At 46.5% G+C, this 16,842-nt stretch carries 14 protein-coding genes; all 14 read right to left on the reverse strand.

The annotated features are described in order from the left end of the window. Positions 1–4 precede the first annotated feature (4 nt). Positions 5–835 (reverse strand): 50S ribosomal protein L2, encoded by an 831-nt coding sequence (gene rplB, locus JGUZn3_RS00280; protein ID WP_203413817.1) that lies wholly within the window; start codon positions 833–835, stop codon positions 5–7. A 12-nt stretch (positions 836–847) separates the two neighbouring features. After that, positions 848–1,144 (reverse strand): 50S ribosomal protein L23, encoded by a 297-nt coding sequence (locus JGUZn3_RS00285; protein WP_203414719.1) that lies wholly within the window; start codon positions 1,142–1,144, stop codon positions 848–850. Positions 1,145–1,179: 35 nt separating this feature from the next. Then, on the reverse strand, positions 1,180–1,794 hold the full coding sequence (gene rplD / locus JGUZn3_RS00290; RefSeq protein WP_203413818.1) for a 50S ribosomal protein L4: 615 nt from the start codon (positions 1,792–1,794) through the stop codon (positions 1,180–1,182). Positions 1,795–1,806: 12 nt separating this feature from the next. Continuing rightward, entirely contained in the window at positions 1,807–2,490 is a 684-nt protein-coding gene (rplC, locus tag JGUZn3_RS00295) for a 50S ribosomal protein L3 (protein ID WP_203413819.1), read from the reverse strand. A 10-nt stretch (positions 2,491–2,500) separates the two neighbouring features. Continuing rightward, positions 2,501–2,809 carry a 30S ribosomal protein S10 gene (rpsJ, locus tag JGUZn3_RS00300; RefSeq protein ID WP_203413820.1) on the reverse strand — a complete coding sequence of 103 codons (309 nt, stop codon included), beginning with the start codon at positions 2,807–2,809 and terminating at the stop codon, positions 2,501–2,503. 94 nt (positions 2,810–2,903) lie between these two features. Further along, positions 2,904–4,094, reverse strand: coding sequence for an elongation factor Tu (gene tuf, locus JGUZn3_RS00305; RefSeq protein WP_203413821.1), 1,191 nt, complete (start codon positions 4,092–4,094; stop codon positions 2,904–2,906). A gap of 73 nt (positions 4,095–4,167) precedes the next feature. Continuing rightward, complete coding sequence (gene rpsG / locus JGUZn3_RS00310; RefSeq protein WP_203413822.1) at positions 4,168–4,647, reverse strand: 30S ribosomal protein S7; 480 nt, start codon at positions 4,645–4,647, stop codon at positions 4,168–4,170. 14 nt (positions 4,648–4,661) lie between these two features. After that, positions 4,662–5,033 (reverse strand): 30S ribosomal protein S12, encoded by a 372-nt coding sequence (gene rpsL / locus JGUZn3_RS00315; protein ID WP_003621118.1) that lies wholly within the window; start codon positions 5,031–5,033, stop codon positions 4,662–4,664. Positions 5,034–5,451: 418 nt separating this feature from the next. Further along, the gene (rpoC, locus tag JGUZn3_RS00320) at positions 5,452–9,648 is read right to left on the reverse strand and encodes a DNA-directed RNA polymerase subunit beta' (protein WP_203413823.1); all 4,197 of its coding nucleotides are present in this window, start codon (positions 9,646–9,648) and stop codon (positions 5,452–5,454) included. Positions 9,649–9,753: 105 nt separating this feature from the next. Beyond that, a complete protein-coding gene (gene rpoB, locus JGUZn3_RS00325) occupies positions 9,754–13,926 on the reverse strand; it encodes a DNA-directed RNA polymerase subunit beta (protein WP_203413824.1) in 4,173 nt (1,390 codons plus the stop codon). Between the two features lie 356 nt (positions 13,927–14,282). Further along, a complete protein-coding gene (rplL, locus tag JGUZn3_RS00330; protein ID WP_203413825.1) occupies positions 14,283–14,657 on the reverse strand; it encodes a 50S ribosomal protein L7/L12 in 375 nt (124 codons plus the stop codon). A gap of 67 nt (positions 14,658–14,724) precedes the next feature. Further along, positions 14,725–15,249 (reverse strand): 50S ribosomal protein L10, encoded by a 525-nt coding sequence (rplJ, locus tag JGUZn3_RS00335; RefSeq protein ID WP_203413826.1) that lies wholly within the window; start codon positions 15,247–15,249, stop codon positions 14,725–14,727. Between the two features lie 374 nt (positions 15,250–15,623). After that, a complete protein-coding gene (gene rplA / locus JGUZn3_RS00340; RefSeq protein WP_203413827.1) occupies positions 15,624–16,316 on the reverse strand; it encodes a 50S ribosomal protein L1 in 693 nt (230 codons plus the stop codon). 1 nt (position 16,317) lies between these two features. After that, the gene (gene rplK / locus JGUZn3_RS00345) at positions 16,318–16,752 is read right to left on the reverse strand and encodes a 50S ribosomal protein L11 (protein ID WP_203413828.1); all 435 of its coding nucleotides are present in this window, start codon (positions 16,750–16,752) and stop codon (positions 16,318–16,320) included. Positions 16,753–16,842 lie beyond the last annotated feature (90 nt).

Consider the following 16,842-nt stretch of genomic DNA (forward strand, 5'->3'; position numbering starts at 1 on the left):
CCCCTTACTTACCTGTTTTGCGACGGCGGATAATCAAACCGTCAGTCCGTTTATTTACTCTGGTCTTATATCCTTTAGTGGGTTTACCCCATGGGGTAACAGGATGACGACCACCCGAGGTCCGACCCTCACCACCACCATGAGGGTGATCAACAGGGTTCATAACAACACCACGATTATGAGGCCGACGTCCTTGCCAACGTGTCCGACCAGCCTTGCCAAAGCTTTGGTTCATGTTATCAGGATTAGATACAGCTCCAATTGTGGCCATACATTCTCCACGAACAAGACGAAGCTCGCCAGATTGTACTTTAATCTGTGCATAACCTCCGTCTTTCCCAACAAGCTGAGCATAAGTCCCAGCTGAACGGGCCATTTTCCCCCCAGCACCAGCTTTTAATTCAATGTTATGAATAATCGTACCCACAGGTATAGCAGACAAAGGCATCGCATTTCCGGGTTTAATATCAGCTCGTTCGCCGGAAACGACGACATCACCCGCTTTTAAACGTTGCGGTGCGAGAATATAGGAGAGTTCACCATCTTCGTATTTCACCAAGGCAATAAAAGCCGTACGATTGGGATCATATTCCAAACGTTCTACAGTTGCCGGTATATTAAATTTGCGACGCCTAAAATCGACAAAACGGTAAGACTGTTTGTGCCCGCCTCCAATAAAGCGCGATGTAATTCGCCCGTTATTATTCCTACCACCTGTTTTACTCTTTCCCTCCGTGAGGGTCTTTACAGGTTTCCCCTTCCAAAGATCTGATCTATCAACAAGAACAGTTCCACGAAGGCTTGGCGTAACTGGTTTAAAATGTTTTAAAGCCATCAATCTCACCCCTTAGGATAGTTTTGAGGTCAGATCGATAGACTGACCCTCAGCTAGGTGAACAAAAGCCTTTTTCGTATCCGAACGCCTACCTGGTATCCCCTTAAAGCGTTTTGTTTTACCCTTAAGCACCAAGGTATTGACGTTCAACACCTTAACATTAAACAAGGTCTCAACAGCAACTTTAATTTGCGGTTTGGTCGCATAGGGCGCTACACGAAATACAACCTGATTTTTTTCCGAAAGAGCCGTAGCCTTTTCAGTAATCAAAGGGGCGCGGATAATGTCAAACATCTGCTCACGAGACATTCCTTCCGCCTTGCGGCGAAGTGCAAGTATATTGGTCATGACAAGCGCTCCTTAAGACCCTCAACAGCAGACACGGTCATCACCAGCATCTCATGCTTGAGAATATCATAGACATTCACACCCACTGTAGGAAGAATATCCACCAGGCGAAGGTTGTGCACACAGCGGGCAAAAGCATCATCCAGATGAGCATCAACCAAAAGAGCTGAGTTCCAGCCTAAAACCTTAATTTTCTTGGCCAAGTCCGAAGTCTTGCTTACACCAGACGCTTGATCAAGAATGACCAGTTTTCCCTCTTCTACCTTCTGAGAAAGAGCAGAAATTAACCCAAGACGTCTCATCTTTTTAGGTAAATCATACCCATGATCCCTAACAACTGGCCCGTGTACAACACCACCCGTTCTAAACTGAGGAGCCCTTAAAGAGCCCTGACGAGCATTACCCGTACCCTTTTGACGATAAGGCTTTTTAGTTGTGCCAGAAACTTCACCCATACCTTTTACTTTATGAGTGCCGGCCCGACGTTTAGCTAACTGCCAATGCACAACCCGAGCCATAATATCTTTTCTCGGTGTAACCCCAAAAATCTGGTCTGGCAGTGTAGTACTACCTGCAGATTGATTTTCTAGGGTTTTAATCTCGTAATCCATAACCCTTCTTCCTTAGCTTTCTGCCGTCTGAAGGGCTGCAGGATACGGAGCATCTGCATGGCGCGCCTTCTTGATCGCATCACGTATTAAAACAAAATCATTTTTACTGCCCGGCACAGAACCGTGAATCATGATGAGATTTCTCTCAACATCGACAGCTGCAACTTCCAGATTAAGGGTTGTGATTCGTTCACAACCAAGATGGCCAGCCATCTTTTTGTTCTTGAATGTTTTGCCAGGATCTTGCCTATTACCAGTAGAACCATGGGAACGATGGCTAATGGAAACACCGTGAGTTGCTTCCAACCCCCTAAAGTTCCATCTTTTCATCGCTCCAGCAAAGCCTTTCCCCTTACTTGTTCCCGTTACATCAACCCGCTGACCAATCACAAAATGTGAAACAGTCAGAGTCTCTCCCACGGAAACAACAGCATCTTCAGAAATACGAAATTCTGTAAGTCTGGACTTTGGTTCAACCCTGTTCTTTGCAAAATGGCCACGATTAGGCTTGCTAACGTTTTTTACTTTTGCAGTACCAATTCCCAACTGAAGGGCGGTGTAGCCATCTCTATCTTTGTTTTTTATATCCACAACCTGCACATTATCAATATGCAAGACTGTAACAGGAACATGAGTACCGTCTTCCTTGAAGATACGGGTCATCCCTAATTTTTTTGCGATCAATCCGGTGCGCATCGTCTGGGCCTTATAACTTTATCTCAACATCCACGCCAGCGGCGAGGTCGAGCTTCATGAGGGCATCCACGGTCTGCGGTGTTGGCTCAACAATATCAAGCAAGCGGCGATGAGTTCTCATTTCAAATTGCTCACGGCTCTTCTTGTCAATATGCGGTGAGCGGTTAACAGTGAACCGTTCAATATGCGTCGGCAACGGGATAGGCCCCCGAACCTGCGCACCCGTACGTTTTGCCGTATTCACGATTTCTTTCGTGCTGGTATCAAGGACACGATGATCGTATGCCTTAAGACGAATGCGGATGTTTTGGTTATCCATCTTTCTGTATCTGTCCAACTAATTTTTTCGGAGACACCCGAGACCAAACAAAACTCTGGAGGATTTTCCTCCAGAGTCAAACACTTAATAATACTTATTCAACAATAGAGGATACAACGCCTGCACCCACTGTGCGGCCACCCTCACGAATAGCGAAACGAAGACCTTCATCCATAGCAATTGGAGCAATCAATTCCACATCCATCGCCGCATTATCACCTGGCATAACCATTTCCGTTCCTTCCGCCAGATGAACAACACCGGTCACATCAGTCGTGCGGAAATAAAACTGTGGACGATAATTCGTAAAGAATGGGGTATGACGGCCACCTTCTTCTTTTGTCAGAATATAAGCTTCTGCCTTAAATTTCTTATGAGGATTAATTGAACCTGGCTTTGCAAGAACCTGTCCACGCTCAACGTCCTCACGCTTTGTTCCACGAAGCAGAGCCCCAATATTGTCACCAGCCTCTCCACGATCAAGCAACTTACGGAACATCTCAACGCCGGTTACAGTTGTCTTAACAGTATCACGAATACCGACAATATCAACTTCATCACCAACGTTTACAGCACCACGCTCTACACGGCCAGTCACCACGGTGCCACGGCCAGAGATTGAGAAAACGTCTTCAATTGGCATAAGAAATGGACGATCAACAGGGCGTTCTGGTTGCGGAATATAAGAATCAACAGCGTCCATCAGATCTTTAATGCGGTTTTTTCCAATTTCTGGGTCACCATCTTCCAGGGTGGCCAGAGCAGAACCTTTAATGATTGGAATTTCATCACCAGGGAACTGATAAGAAGAAAGCAGTTCACGAATTTCCATCTCAACCAGCTCCAGAAGCTCTGGATCGTCAACCTGGTCAACTTTGTTCATGAAAACCACCAGAGCAGGAACACCTACCTGACGGGCTAGAAGAATGTGCTCACGTGTTTGAGGCATTGGGCCATCTGCAGCAGAAACCACCAGAATAGCACCATCCATCTGCGCAGCACCCGTAATCATATTTTTTACGTAGTCAGCGTGACCAGGACAATCAACGTGAGCATAGTGACGCTTACCAGTTTCATACTCAACATGCGCTGTTGAAATAGTAATACCGCGAGCACGCTCTTCAGGTGCCTTATCAATCATATCATAGGCAGTAAAGGATGCCCCACCAGCCTCAGCCAAAACCTTTGTGATCGCTGCCGTGAGGGTGGTTTTTCCATGATCAACGTGACCAATGGTTCCAATATTACAGTGCGGTTTATTCCGCTCAAACTTTGCCTTTGCCATTATTCAATATCTCCGTTCTGGTGCCCACTGGGACAAAATAGCATGTAGAAATCTAATATACTCAATAACCAAATTACCAACGATAATGACTAAACGCTTTATTGGCTTCAGCCATACGATGCGTGTCTTCACGTTTTTTTACAGCTGCACCACGGTTATTTACCGCATCGAGCAGCTCATTTGAAAGACGCTCCTGCATGGTATTTTCACCACGCTTCCGAGAAGCATCTATCAGCCAACGAATGGCCAATGCCTGCCTGCGCTCTGCACGAACCTCAACAGGAACCTGATAGGTAGCACCACCCACACGGCGCGAACGAACCTCAACCACTGGCTTGACATTGTCTAAAGCCTCATGAAACATCTGAACAGGATCCCCAGAAGAGCTCCCACCACGAGATTTTAATGCATCAAGGGCACCGTATACAATCCCTTCAGCGATTGATTTCTTGCCATCATACATAAGCGCATTCATGAAGCGCGTGATAACGACATCTCCAAATTTTGGATCAGGAAGAATCTCGCGCTTAACTGCGCGATGACGGCGACTCATATCTTAATTCCCTCTTACTTCGGCCTCTTGGCGCCATATAACGAACGACGCTGACGGCGTTTTGCAATACCTTGCGTATCCAATACACCACGTAAAATATGATAGCGAACACCAGGAAGGTCCTTAACACGACCACCGCGTATCAAGACCACACTGTGCTCTTGAAGGTTATGCCCTTCACCAGGGATATAACTCACAACCTCATAACCATTTGTCAGACGAACCTTCGCAACCTTACGCAAGGCCGAGTTCGGCTTCTTAGGTGTCGTTGTATAAACACGCGTACAGACACCACGCTTTTGCGGACAACCCTGCAAAGCAGGCACTTTATTGCGCTTGGCCGCTGGCTCACGACCCTTAGCAATTAACTGGTTGATGGTCGGCATGCGCCTTTCCCAATCCTCATCTAAAAATAAGCCTTAATACCCAACAGAATATTACGGCTATTATTCATAACAAAAACCCGCTTTAGATAGTGTAACACCATCCTCACGGGGAATACATAACACATATGGCCTAAGTTGTGCATTATGCAAACGGCACCATACGATTCGAGTGTTGTATTCGTCTGCAACTGCTATTCCCAAATAACAGGTTGCTGTGGGCGCGAGAATTACAAAACAGCTACGCTTTTGTCAAGCCCGCAATAGGGTGAATGTTTTGCCATTCTCTGTATAGAGTTCTCTTTACAATAGTTTTACTATTTTTACAAAATAAAATAGCGACTTTAAAAAAAATAAGTCAGATAGCCTGCCATCTGACTTATTTTGAACACACAATATCATCCAGTAGTGAATAAAAAGGCTATTCAGCGGCCTCTACATCTCCTTCTGTTGAAGACATTTTCTGAATAGGCTGTGGATCATCCTGAGCAGCAACTGCACGAAGACGATTCATAACACTGCCCGTTCCCGCAGGAATAAGACGCCCGACAATCACATTTTCTTTCAGCCCATTAAGGGTATCGACTTTACCAGAAGTCGCGGCCTCTGTGAGCACACGAGTCGTTTCCTGAAACGAGGCTGCAGAAATAAAGGATTGAGTTTGCAATGAGGCCTTGGTAATCCCCTGAAGGACTGGAGTCGCTACCGCAGGCCTTTCATCACGTGCAAGATATTTACTGTTTTCTTGATCGAACTCAGCCCGATCAACAATTTCTCCGATAAGATATGTTGTATCACCAGGCTCTTGAATTTCGACCTTTTGCAGCATCTGCCTTACGATGACTTCAATATGTTTATCGTTAATCTTGACACCCTGAAGCCTATAAACACTTTGAATTTCATTAATGAGATATTCCGACAAAGCTTCAATCCCAAGCACTTTCAAGATATCATGCGGCACCCTAGGACCATCCACCAAAGGATCGCCCTGCATGACAAAATCCCCTTCTTGAACAGAGATATGTTTCCCTTTGGGAATAAGATAATCCGTCTCTTCCCCCGTTTCATCGTTCTTAATCACAATACGACGCTTGGCCTTATAGTCCTTCCCAAATTCAACACGACCTGGTGCTTCAGCAATAATAGCATGATCCTTTGGCCGGCGGGCTTCAAACAGCTCTGCCACACGAGGAAGACCACCAGTGATATCGCGCGTTTTCGAGCCTTCACGAGGAATACGGGCTAAGACATCCCCTGCATTCACCACAGCGCCGTTCTGTACAGAAAGAAGGGAATCTGGAGACAGGAAGTAACGCGCATCATTCCCATTTGAGAGTTTAACCACGTTGCTTTTGGCATCTTTAAGTTGAAGCCTTGGGCGTAAATCTACACCCTTCGACGCCTGTTTATAATCCACAACAACCTTAGAGGTAAGGCCCGTAACCTCATCCATTCGTTCAATAAGGGTTATCCCCTCAATCAGATCAAGATACTCAACCGTGCCAGGCTGTTCGGTTATAATAGGAAGTGTATAAGGGTCCCACTCCGCCATTTTCTGATGGCGTTCAACTTTGGCACCATCTTCCACCAAAAGCCTCGCCCCGTAGGGCACACGATAACGGGCGCGCTCTGTACCTTGCTCATCCTTCAAGAGAATCTCACAGTTACGAGACATAATAATAGGCACATTCTGACTATTATGAACGATGTTACGATTGCGGATTTCTATGACACCATCACGAGAGGCTTCAACCATAGATTGCTCCGCACCACGCTGAGCTGCCCCCCCAATATGGAAGGTTCTCATAGTTAACTGTGTGCCAGGCTCACCAATGGACTGCGCAGCAATAACACCCACAGCCTCACCAATATTAACCGGAGTCCCACGAGCAAGATCACGCCCATAGCATTTCGCACACACGCCAACCTTGCTATCACAGGTTAAAACAGAACGAATAAGAACACTCTCAACGCCAGCTTTTTCTATACGCTCAGCATCAGCCTCTTCAATTAAGGTATTAACCTTGACGATAACTTCGCCTGAAACAGGGTGCACAACATCTGCAGCTGCCGTGCGGCCTAGGACACGCTCTGAAAGGGATGAGATAACCTCGCCCCCGTCCATAACGGCACGAAGGCTTAACCCACGTTCTGTTCCGCAGTCCTGTTCAATAATAATGGAATCCTGGGCAACATCTACCAATCGCCGGGTTAGATAGCCTGAATTTGCAGTCTTCAGTGCTGTATCGGCCAATCCCTTACGCGCACCATGGGTAGAGGTAAAGTAGTCAAGAACAGATAGCCCTTCCTTAAAGTTAGCTATAATGGGCTGCTCAATAATCTCCCCCGAAGGTTTTGCCATAAGCCCACGCATCCCCGCCAGCTGTTTCATCTGCGCTGGCGACCCACGAGCCCCTGAATGACTCATCATCCAGACAGAGTTAATAGGCTTACCCTCTTCCTGTTTGGAGATTTCCTTCATCATCGCAGCCTGGACTTCATCCGTGCATCGAGACCAGGCATCAACAACTTTGTTGTACCGCTCACCTGCAGTAATAAGACCATCCTGATATTGCTGTTCAAACTCTTTAACCTCATTAGCTGTGCGCTCAACGAGAGGCTGCTTTTCAGCAGGGATAATCATGTCATCCTTACCAAAGGAAATACCTGCTTTAGCGGCTTGGCCAAACCCGAGGCCCATTAAACGATCAGCAAAAATCACACACTCTTTTTGTCCACAATGACGATAGACCATATCGATGACATCAGAGATCGTCTTTTTGGTGAGCTGTTTATTAATAAGGTCGAAGGAGATGGCTGGATTTTTAGGTAAAATCTGTGCAATGAGCATCCTTCCTGGTGTGGTGACCACAGTCTGGCGAACACTCCTTCCCTCAGCGTCAATTGCTTCATAACGGGCACGGATCTTGTCGTGCAGTTTAATGACACCACTATTAAGGGCATATTCTATCTCACCAATCGAGGCAAAGGCCGTAGCACCCACCCTTACCAGCCGACCCTGATCATCATACTCGCTCTGGTCAGGCGTATTTCTAAATTCAGGGGTCTCAAGGCTAAGATAATAAAGCCCCAACACAATATCTTGTGACGGCACAATAATCGGCTTCCCATTGGCAGGGCTGAGAATATTGTTCGTCGACATCATCAACACGCGCGCCTCAAGCTGGGCTTCAAGGCTTAAGGGAACATGCACCGCCATTTGGTCGCCATCAAAATCGGCATTAAAGGCCGTACAAACCAACGGATGAAGCTGAATAGCTTTACCTTCTACCAAAATGGGCTCAAAGGCCTGAATGCCCAGCCGATGCAACGTAGGCGCACGGTTGAGCATAACAGGATGCTCCCGGATCACTTCCTCAAGAATATCCCATACTTCCGGCCGCTCCTTTTCCACCATCCGCTTTGCAGCCTTGATAGTTGTCGCATGACCATATTTTTCAAGCTTGGAATAAATGAACGGCTTAAACAGCTCCAGTGCCATTTTCTTAGGTAAACCGCACTGATGTAATTTGAGCTCAGGACCCACCACAATAACAGAACGACCGGAATAATCCACACGCTTACCAAGAAGGTTCTGACGGAAACGCCCCTGCTTTCCTTTCAGCATATCAGAAAGAGATTTCAGAGGTCTTTTATTAGCCCCTGTGATGGCTCTCCCCCTACGCCCGTTATCAAACAAAGCATCGACAGATTCCTGAAGCATACGCTTTTCATTACGGACAATAATATCGGGTGCACGCAACTCAATCAGTCTTTTTAGACGATTGTTACGGTTGATCACACGGCGATATAAATCATTCAGGTCAGAAGTTGCAAAACGCCCTCCATCCAAAGGCACTAAAGGACGTAATTCAGGAGGAATAACAGGAACAATATCAAGAATCATCCATTCCGGACGAACGCCGCTCTCCGCAAAGGCCTCTACCAACTTCAAACGCTTCACCAGCTTTTTGCGTTTGACTTCTGAATTAGTCTCCTTCAGCTCAACTCGCAGCTTTTCCTTTTCCTCGTTACAGTCAATGCTAGAGAGAATCTTTTTAATCGCCTCAGCACCAATACCGACTTCAATCCCTTCATCCCCATACTCTTCCATAACACTAAAATACTGCTCTTCTGTCAAAAGGCTGTATTGCTTAAGAGGTGAAGTGCCAGGCTCTAGAACAATGTAACTTTCGAAATACAAGACCTTTTCAAGATCCTTAAGGGTAAAGTCCACCATTAAACCAATACGACTTGGCAATGATTTAAGAAACCATATATGCGCAACTGGGCTAGCCAACTCAATATGGCCCATCCTATCGCGGCGAACTTTCGCCAAGGTAACCTCTACCCCACATTTTTCACAGACAATCCCACGAAATTTCATACGTTTATACTTACCGCATAAACATTCGTAATCTTTTATGGGGCCAAAAATCCGCGCACAGAACAGCCCATCACGCTCTGGTTTGAAAGTACGATAATTAATCGTCTCAGGTTTCTTTACTTCACCATAGGACCACGAGCGAATCTGCTCAGGTGAAGCCAGCTGAATTTTGATTTGATCAAATGACAATGTTTGGCCATTCTGACCAAGGATCTTCATGATTTCATTCATGCTATAAACCTACCCTTGAGGGAGCCTGATTGAAGGATTTACCCCTCCCCAACCAGGCAATAAAGAAAAAATCAAACCTATATTAAGACAAACCAGTGGTCTCTCTTACTCAGAGCCTTGCTCAAGCTCAACATTCAAACCGAGAGATTTGAGCTCTTTTACCAGCACATTAAAGCTTTCTGGTATGCCTGCTTCAAAATCATCCTGCTCGCGCACGATGGCCTCATATACCTTAGTTCTTCCCGAAACATCATCAGACTTAACTGTCAGCATTTCCTGAAGGGTATAGGCAGCCCCGTAAGCCTCTAAAGCCCAGACCTCCATCTCTCCAAAGCGCTGACCACCAAACTGGGCTTTACCACCCAAAGGTTGCTGGGTGACCAAAGAATAAGGCCCAATAGAACGAGCGTGGATTTTGTCATCAACCAGATGATGAAGCTTCAGCATGTAAATATAGCCAACAGTGACTTCCCGCTCAAACATCTCTCCTGTTCGCCCATCTACCAAGCGGGATTGACCAGAATGACTAACACCAGCCTGTTTTAACATGTTTTCAATATCGGGAATGCTTGCCCCATCAAACACGGGGGTCATAATGGGCACACCTTTTCGTAGATTGTCACACAGCTCAATAAGCTGGCTATTTTCAAGGCTGGCTATGTCTTCCTCATAAACCCTTTCCCCATAAACCTCTTTGAGTTTATTAAGAAGGGTCTGCTTAGTCTCCATATTGCGCTGATAGTCGTCAACCAGCTGACCAATGTTTTTGCCCGTATTGGCACAGGCCCAACCCAAATGGGTTTCCAATATTTGCCCCACATTCATACGTGATGGCACACCTAAAGGATTAAGAACAATATCCATTGGTGTTCCATCTTCAAGAAAGGGCATATCTTCAACAGGCACAACACGAGAGACAACCCCCTTATTGCCGTGCCGCCCGGCCATTTTATCGCCAGGTTGAAGCTTGCGCTTTACGGCAATGAAGACCTTTACCATCTTCATCACACCAGGAGGAAGCTCGTCACCTCGCTGAAGCTTCTCGACCTTATTTTCAAACCGGTCTTGGATACGCTGAACAGAGCTATCGAATTCCCGTTTAAGGGCCTCAATCTCCTCCATCACACGATCGGACTCAACAACGATATTCCGCCACATGCCGCGGGGATGTTCGCCCAAGACCTCTTCAGTGATCACAACCCCAGAACGAATTCCCTTGAAGCCTGCTTCAGCTGTTTGGCCAATTAATTTCTCTTTTAAACGGTTATAGAAAGAACGTTCCTGAATAGCGCGCTCATCATCACGATCTTTTGCCAAGCGTTCAATTTCTGCACGCTCAATGGCCATGGCGCGCTCGTCCTTATCCACTCCACGACGAGAAAACACCCGCACATCTACAACCGTTCCCGAGGTTCCAGGAGGAAGCCTTAAAGAAGTATCGCGTACATCAGAGGCTTTTTCACCAAAAATAGCACGTAACAGCTTCTCTTCAGGGGTCATCGGGCTTTCCCCTTTGGGGGTAACCTTTCCAATCAGGATATCGCCAGGGTTGACCTCTGCCCCTATATAGACAATGCCGGCCTCATCCAGATTACGAAGAGCCTCTTCACCGACATTAGGAATATCCCGGGTGATTTCCTCTTGCCCCAACTTGGTATCGCGAGCCATCACTTCAAATTCCTCAATGTGAATCGAAGTAAAAACATCATCACGGGCAATCCGCTCTGAAATCAAGATAGAATCTTCGAAATTATAGCCATTCCAGGGCATAAAAGCCACAAGAACATTCCGCCCTAAGGCCAACTCACCAAGATCTGTTGAGGGACCATCGGCAATGATATCACCTGCCCCAACACTATCCCCTACCCGTACAAGAGGACGCTGATTAATACATGTAGACTGGTTAGAGCGCATATATTTACGCAAACGATAAATATCGACACCCTGCGTCGCCCCAGAATCGTCCGTTACTCGTATAACGATACGAGCACCATCAATCTGGTCAATCACTCCCCCACGCTTGGCCACAATGGTAGCCCCTGAATCCTTGGCAACAGCCGCTTCCATTCCCGTGCCCACCAATGGGGCATCAGACTGAATAAGCGGAACAGCTTGGCGTTGCATGTTTGAACCCATAAGGGCACGGTTAGCATCGTCATTTTCCAAAAATGGTATTAGTGCTGCTGCTACTGAAACCAGCTGCTTGGGAGAAACGTCACAAGCGGTAACCTCCTCAGGCTGAACCAGGCGGAAATCACTTCCTTTGCGGACAGAAACCAGATCATCTACCAAACGGCCATCTGCATCCTGCTTGGCATCGGCCTGTGCTACGACCAACCTTTCCTCTTCCATGGCAGAAAGATATTTCCACCCATCCTGAAGAACGCCATCCTGCACAAGACGATAAGGGGTTTCAATAAAACCGTATTTGTTTACTTTAGCATAGGTTGCCAAAGAGTTGATCAGCCCAATATTGGGCCCTTCAGGGGTTTCAATCGGGCAAATACGACCGTAATGGGTTGGATGAACATCGCGCACCTCAAACCCTGCACGTTCACGGGTCAGCCCTCCCGGCCCAAGTGCTGACAACCGCCGTTTATGGGTAACTTCAGACAAAGGATTGGTCTGGTCCATAAACTGGGATAACTGGGAAGATCCAAAAAACTCACGGACAGCAGCTGCCGCAGGTTTGGCATTGATCAGATCATGGGGCATCACTGTATCGATATCGACAGAACCCATACGCTCACGAATAGTGCGCTCCATGCGCAATAGGCCAATACGATACTGGTTTTCCATCAATTCGCCTACAGAGCGCACACGACGATTGCCGAGGTTGTCAATATCATCAACCGCACCGCGGCCATCTTTAAGGTCGCACATCACTTTAATCGTGCGTAGAATATCCAGCTTTGTAAGAACCCGATTGTCATCATTCTCCTCAAGCCCCAAGCGCATATTCATTTTAACACGCCCGACAGAGGAAAGGTCATAACGATCAGAATCAAAGAAAAGCCCATGGAAAAGAGATTCAGCTGTCTCTCTTGTTGGAGGCTCCCCTGGACGCATAACACGATAAATGTCAATTAACGCATCTTCTCGGCTCGCATTCTTGTCAGCCATCAGGGTATTACGAATCCAAGGGCCGTTATTGGCATCTATAGCAAGAGTGGGTAGGCTTTTTAGACCTGCAGCTTCAATAGCAGCAAGACGCTCCTCCGTAATCTCTTCCCCAGATTCGCCGTAAATTTCCCCTGTTGTTTCATTAACAAGATCACAGGCGATATAACGACCAATGAGATCAGATTCTGTTGCCAAAACTTCTTTGGTTGTTTCGGCAATTTTCCGTACGGTCCGCGCTGTAAGCTTTTCGTCTGCCTGAGCAATCACTTCCCCGGTTTTGGCATCAACGAGAGGCGATAAAAGCTTCATTCCACGGAAAGCTTCAGGAACAAAACTCCGGGCCCAGCCTTTTTTAGTTTTGCGAAACTCAACCGTCTCATAGAAATAGGAAAGGATTTCATCGTCATCCATCCCCTTAATTTCCATGACATCAACATCGCCCCCCTCAGCAAGACGCTCTGCCCTAGCTTTTTTGGAATATTCACTCTCCAACGCATAAAGCAGAGTGGTAACGGGCAATTTGCGCTTACGATCTATACGAACGTAAATGAGGTCTTTACTGTCAAACTCAAAATCCAACCATGAACCACGATAAGGAATAACCCGGGCTGCAAAAAGATACTTGCCTGAAGAGTGTGTCTTTCCTTTATCATGATCAAAAAATACACCAGGACTGCGATGCATCTGCGAAACAATGACACGTTCTGTTCCGTTGATAATAAAGGTGCCGTTATCTGTCATAAGCGGCATATCACCCATATAAACAGGCTGCTCTTTGATATCACGAATAGAGCGGGAACCGGTATCTTCATCCACATCCCAAACTATTAAACGCAAGACAACCTTAAGAGGAGCGGCATAGGTAAGACCACGTTGAATACATTCTTCAACATCATATTTTGGCTCTTCTAACTCGTAGTCCACAAATTCTAGACGACCACGACCTGCGAAATCATTAATAGGAAAAACCGAAACAAAAACTTCCTGTAAACCCGTACGCGTGCGGCTATCTGGCGAGACGTTCATCTGAAGAAAAGACTCGTAGCTTGCCCTCTGCACATCGATCAAGTTGGGCATGGGAGCAATTTCTGGAATTCTACCAAAATTCTTGCGAATACGCTTACGCCCCGTGAACGATTTTGTGATTGCGTTCATCGCTTTCCCTGCTCCATCTTGCTTGAAATTTCCATCCACACCGCTGTGCGTTTAACTCTCGTGCTCTGATTTTTGCCTAACAAAAACAGACTATCCCTATTTTGCATTCAGGCTCCATTAACGTAAGAAACTTACCCGAAATAACGCGCTTAATATCTTTAAAATGGGCACACCATACCTAATAAATTCACTTGCCCTTAATGCCATTAGCGGAAAACCACCGATTTACCCTTAACGCCCCCGCCATTCCTTAGGAGGTAAACGGCCAAATGGGGTGAGAACCGAACAGATTCTCACCCCTACTTAAATTAAAGTAGCAAAAATAACTTAGGTTTACTACCAAAAATTTAAGCCTCTTATTTAATTTCGATAGTAGCCCCTTGTTCTTCAAGGGTCTTTTTGATTTTTTCTGCTTCGTCTTTATTGACACCCTCTTTAAGAGGTTTTGGAGCCCCTTCCACGAGATCCTTAGCTTCTTTCAAGCCTAGACCTGTAATGGCCCGAACTTCTTTAATAACGTTAATTTTCTTCTCGCCAGATTTTGCCAGAACTACTGTAAATTCTGTCTTTTCTTCAGCAGGGGCCCCACCAGCAGCAGGAGCTGCTGCAGCCACAGCAACAGGAGCTGCTGCAGAAACACCCCATTTTTCTTCCAAAAGTTTAGAAAGTTCTGCTGCTTCAAGAACGCTTAAAGCAGAAAGGTCATCAACAAGTTTATTTAAATCAGCCATTTTGGTTTCTTTCTCTATTTACTAAACACAACAATACCCTCCCCAAAAGAAGGGTAAAACACTCTTATTAGGCGGCTTCCGCCCCACCCTTGGATGAATAAGCACCCAAAACCCGAGCAATCTGTCCTGCTGGCGCCTGTAATACACCAGCAATTCGTGTTGCCGGTGTAGAAATAAGACCCACCAGCTTGGCACGCAGCTCATCAAGCGATGGCAGTTCAGCCAATGTCTTGATGGCAGACACATCAAGTGCCTGCTCGCCTAAAGCGCCACCAACGATAACAAATTTCTCATTGATCTTGGCGAACTCAACGGCAGTTTTTGCAACAGCAACAGGGTCATCAGACCAAGCAAGTGCCGTTGGCCCCTTTAATAAGGGGGCAATACCGTCAAAGCGGGTGCCATTCAGAGCGAGGGTCGCTAACCGGTTTTTGGCAACTTTATAGCCCACACCAGCACTCCGCATACGCCTTCTAAGCTCTGTTGCATCAGCAACCGTCAGCCCATCATTTCTGGTTACAACAACCATAGACGTTTCTGCGAAGACAGCCGAAAGGGAGGCTACAAATTCACGCTTCTCCGTACGGTTCAATTCCCGTCTCCTTCATTCGACAGAGTGCTTCTCTAAAGCATTCTGCCTAGGTTACCCTTAAGAGCTACCTCGATTTTGAAGTATGCTCCAGCTCGCCTGCCCCAAAGTAAAAACGGAAAAAACCACGATAACAAAAACCAAAATTCCTGTATCTGGCCCCGTCTCCCAGCCGTAAAATTAAGGCTTATGCCACGTCTGGTCTCGGACAGGATCGGGAAAACAAATAATTGCTTCCCTACGCCACCCCAGCATTATCTTCTGCTGGAGTGGAGATTCTTACTCATCATTCATTAACGCTATAAAACAACGTTACACAACATTTCTACCAGAGAGTTCTACAAGACCCATCCCATTAAAGAGACCTTCTTGAATCACTAACCAGCTAATGTTGCCACATCCACAGCGATACCAACCCCCATAGTGGAAGACAAGGCTGCTTTTTGCAAAAAAGTTCCTTTTGCACCAGATGGGCGTGCTTTCTGAACAGCATCAACCAAAGCAAGAATATTTTCTTGCAGCTTAGCTTCATCGAAAGAGGCCTTGCCAATGCCGGCATGAATAATTCCTGCCTTGTCTGCACGATACTCAACCTGGCCAGACTTAGCTGCTTCAACGGCTGACTTAACATCCATTGTAACAGTGCCAAGCTTGGGGTTGGGCATAAGTCCGCGTGGGCCTAAAATTTTACCCAAGCGACCCACCAAAGCCATCATATCCGGTGTTGCAATGCATCGATCAAACTCGATAGTACCAGCCTGGATTTTCTCTGCCAAATCGTCATCACCGACCACATCTGCCCCAGCAGCCTTTGCTTCATCAGCCTTGGCACCACGAGCAAAAACCCCCACGCGAAGTGTTTTGCCAGTACCATGAGGCAAAGAAATCAACCCACGCACCATTTGGTCTGCATGGCGAGGATCAATCCCTAAATTGAGGGCAATTTCAATTGTTTCATCAAACTTAGCCGTCGCATTGCCTTTTACCAGCTTAACAGCCTCTACCAATGCATAAAACTGATTACGATCTACCTTGGCCTTAATGGCTGCAAGACGTTTGTTTTTGGCCATCTTAACCCTCCACCACAGTAAGACCCATAGAACGGGCAGAACCTGCAAGCATTTTGACTGCACCCTCAATATCGTTAGCGTTCATATCCTTCATTTTCTGTTCGGCTATTTCACGCAACTGTGCAGTGGTGATTTTTCCAACAGGGCTGCCTTTACCAACAGTTGTACCACCTTTGGAGACTTTAGCAGCCTTTAACAGAAAATAGGTGTTAGGAGGAGTTTTGGTAATGAAACTAAACGTACGATCAGCATAAGCCGTAATCACCACCGGAATTGGCATGCCTGGCTCCAGTGACTGTGTTGCGGCGTTGAATTGTTTGCAAAATTCCATAATATTGAGCCCACGTTGCCCCAAAGCCGGACCAACAGGAGGGGAAGGGTTAGCCTTGCCTGCAGGAATTTGCAGTTTAATGTAGCCAACAATTTTCTTGGCCATATTCGGGATGCTCCTTATAAAATCCATTAGCTTCGCCCGAACCGCGGTTACAGCGAAAACTGGCCGATTACTTTTACTTTGCCAGCCTTC

This window comes from Entomobacter blattae (assembly GCF_014672835.1).
Lineage (GTDB): Bacteria > Pseudomonadota > Alphaproteobacteria > Acetobacterales > Acetobacteraceae > Entomobacter > Entomobacter blattae.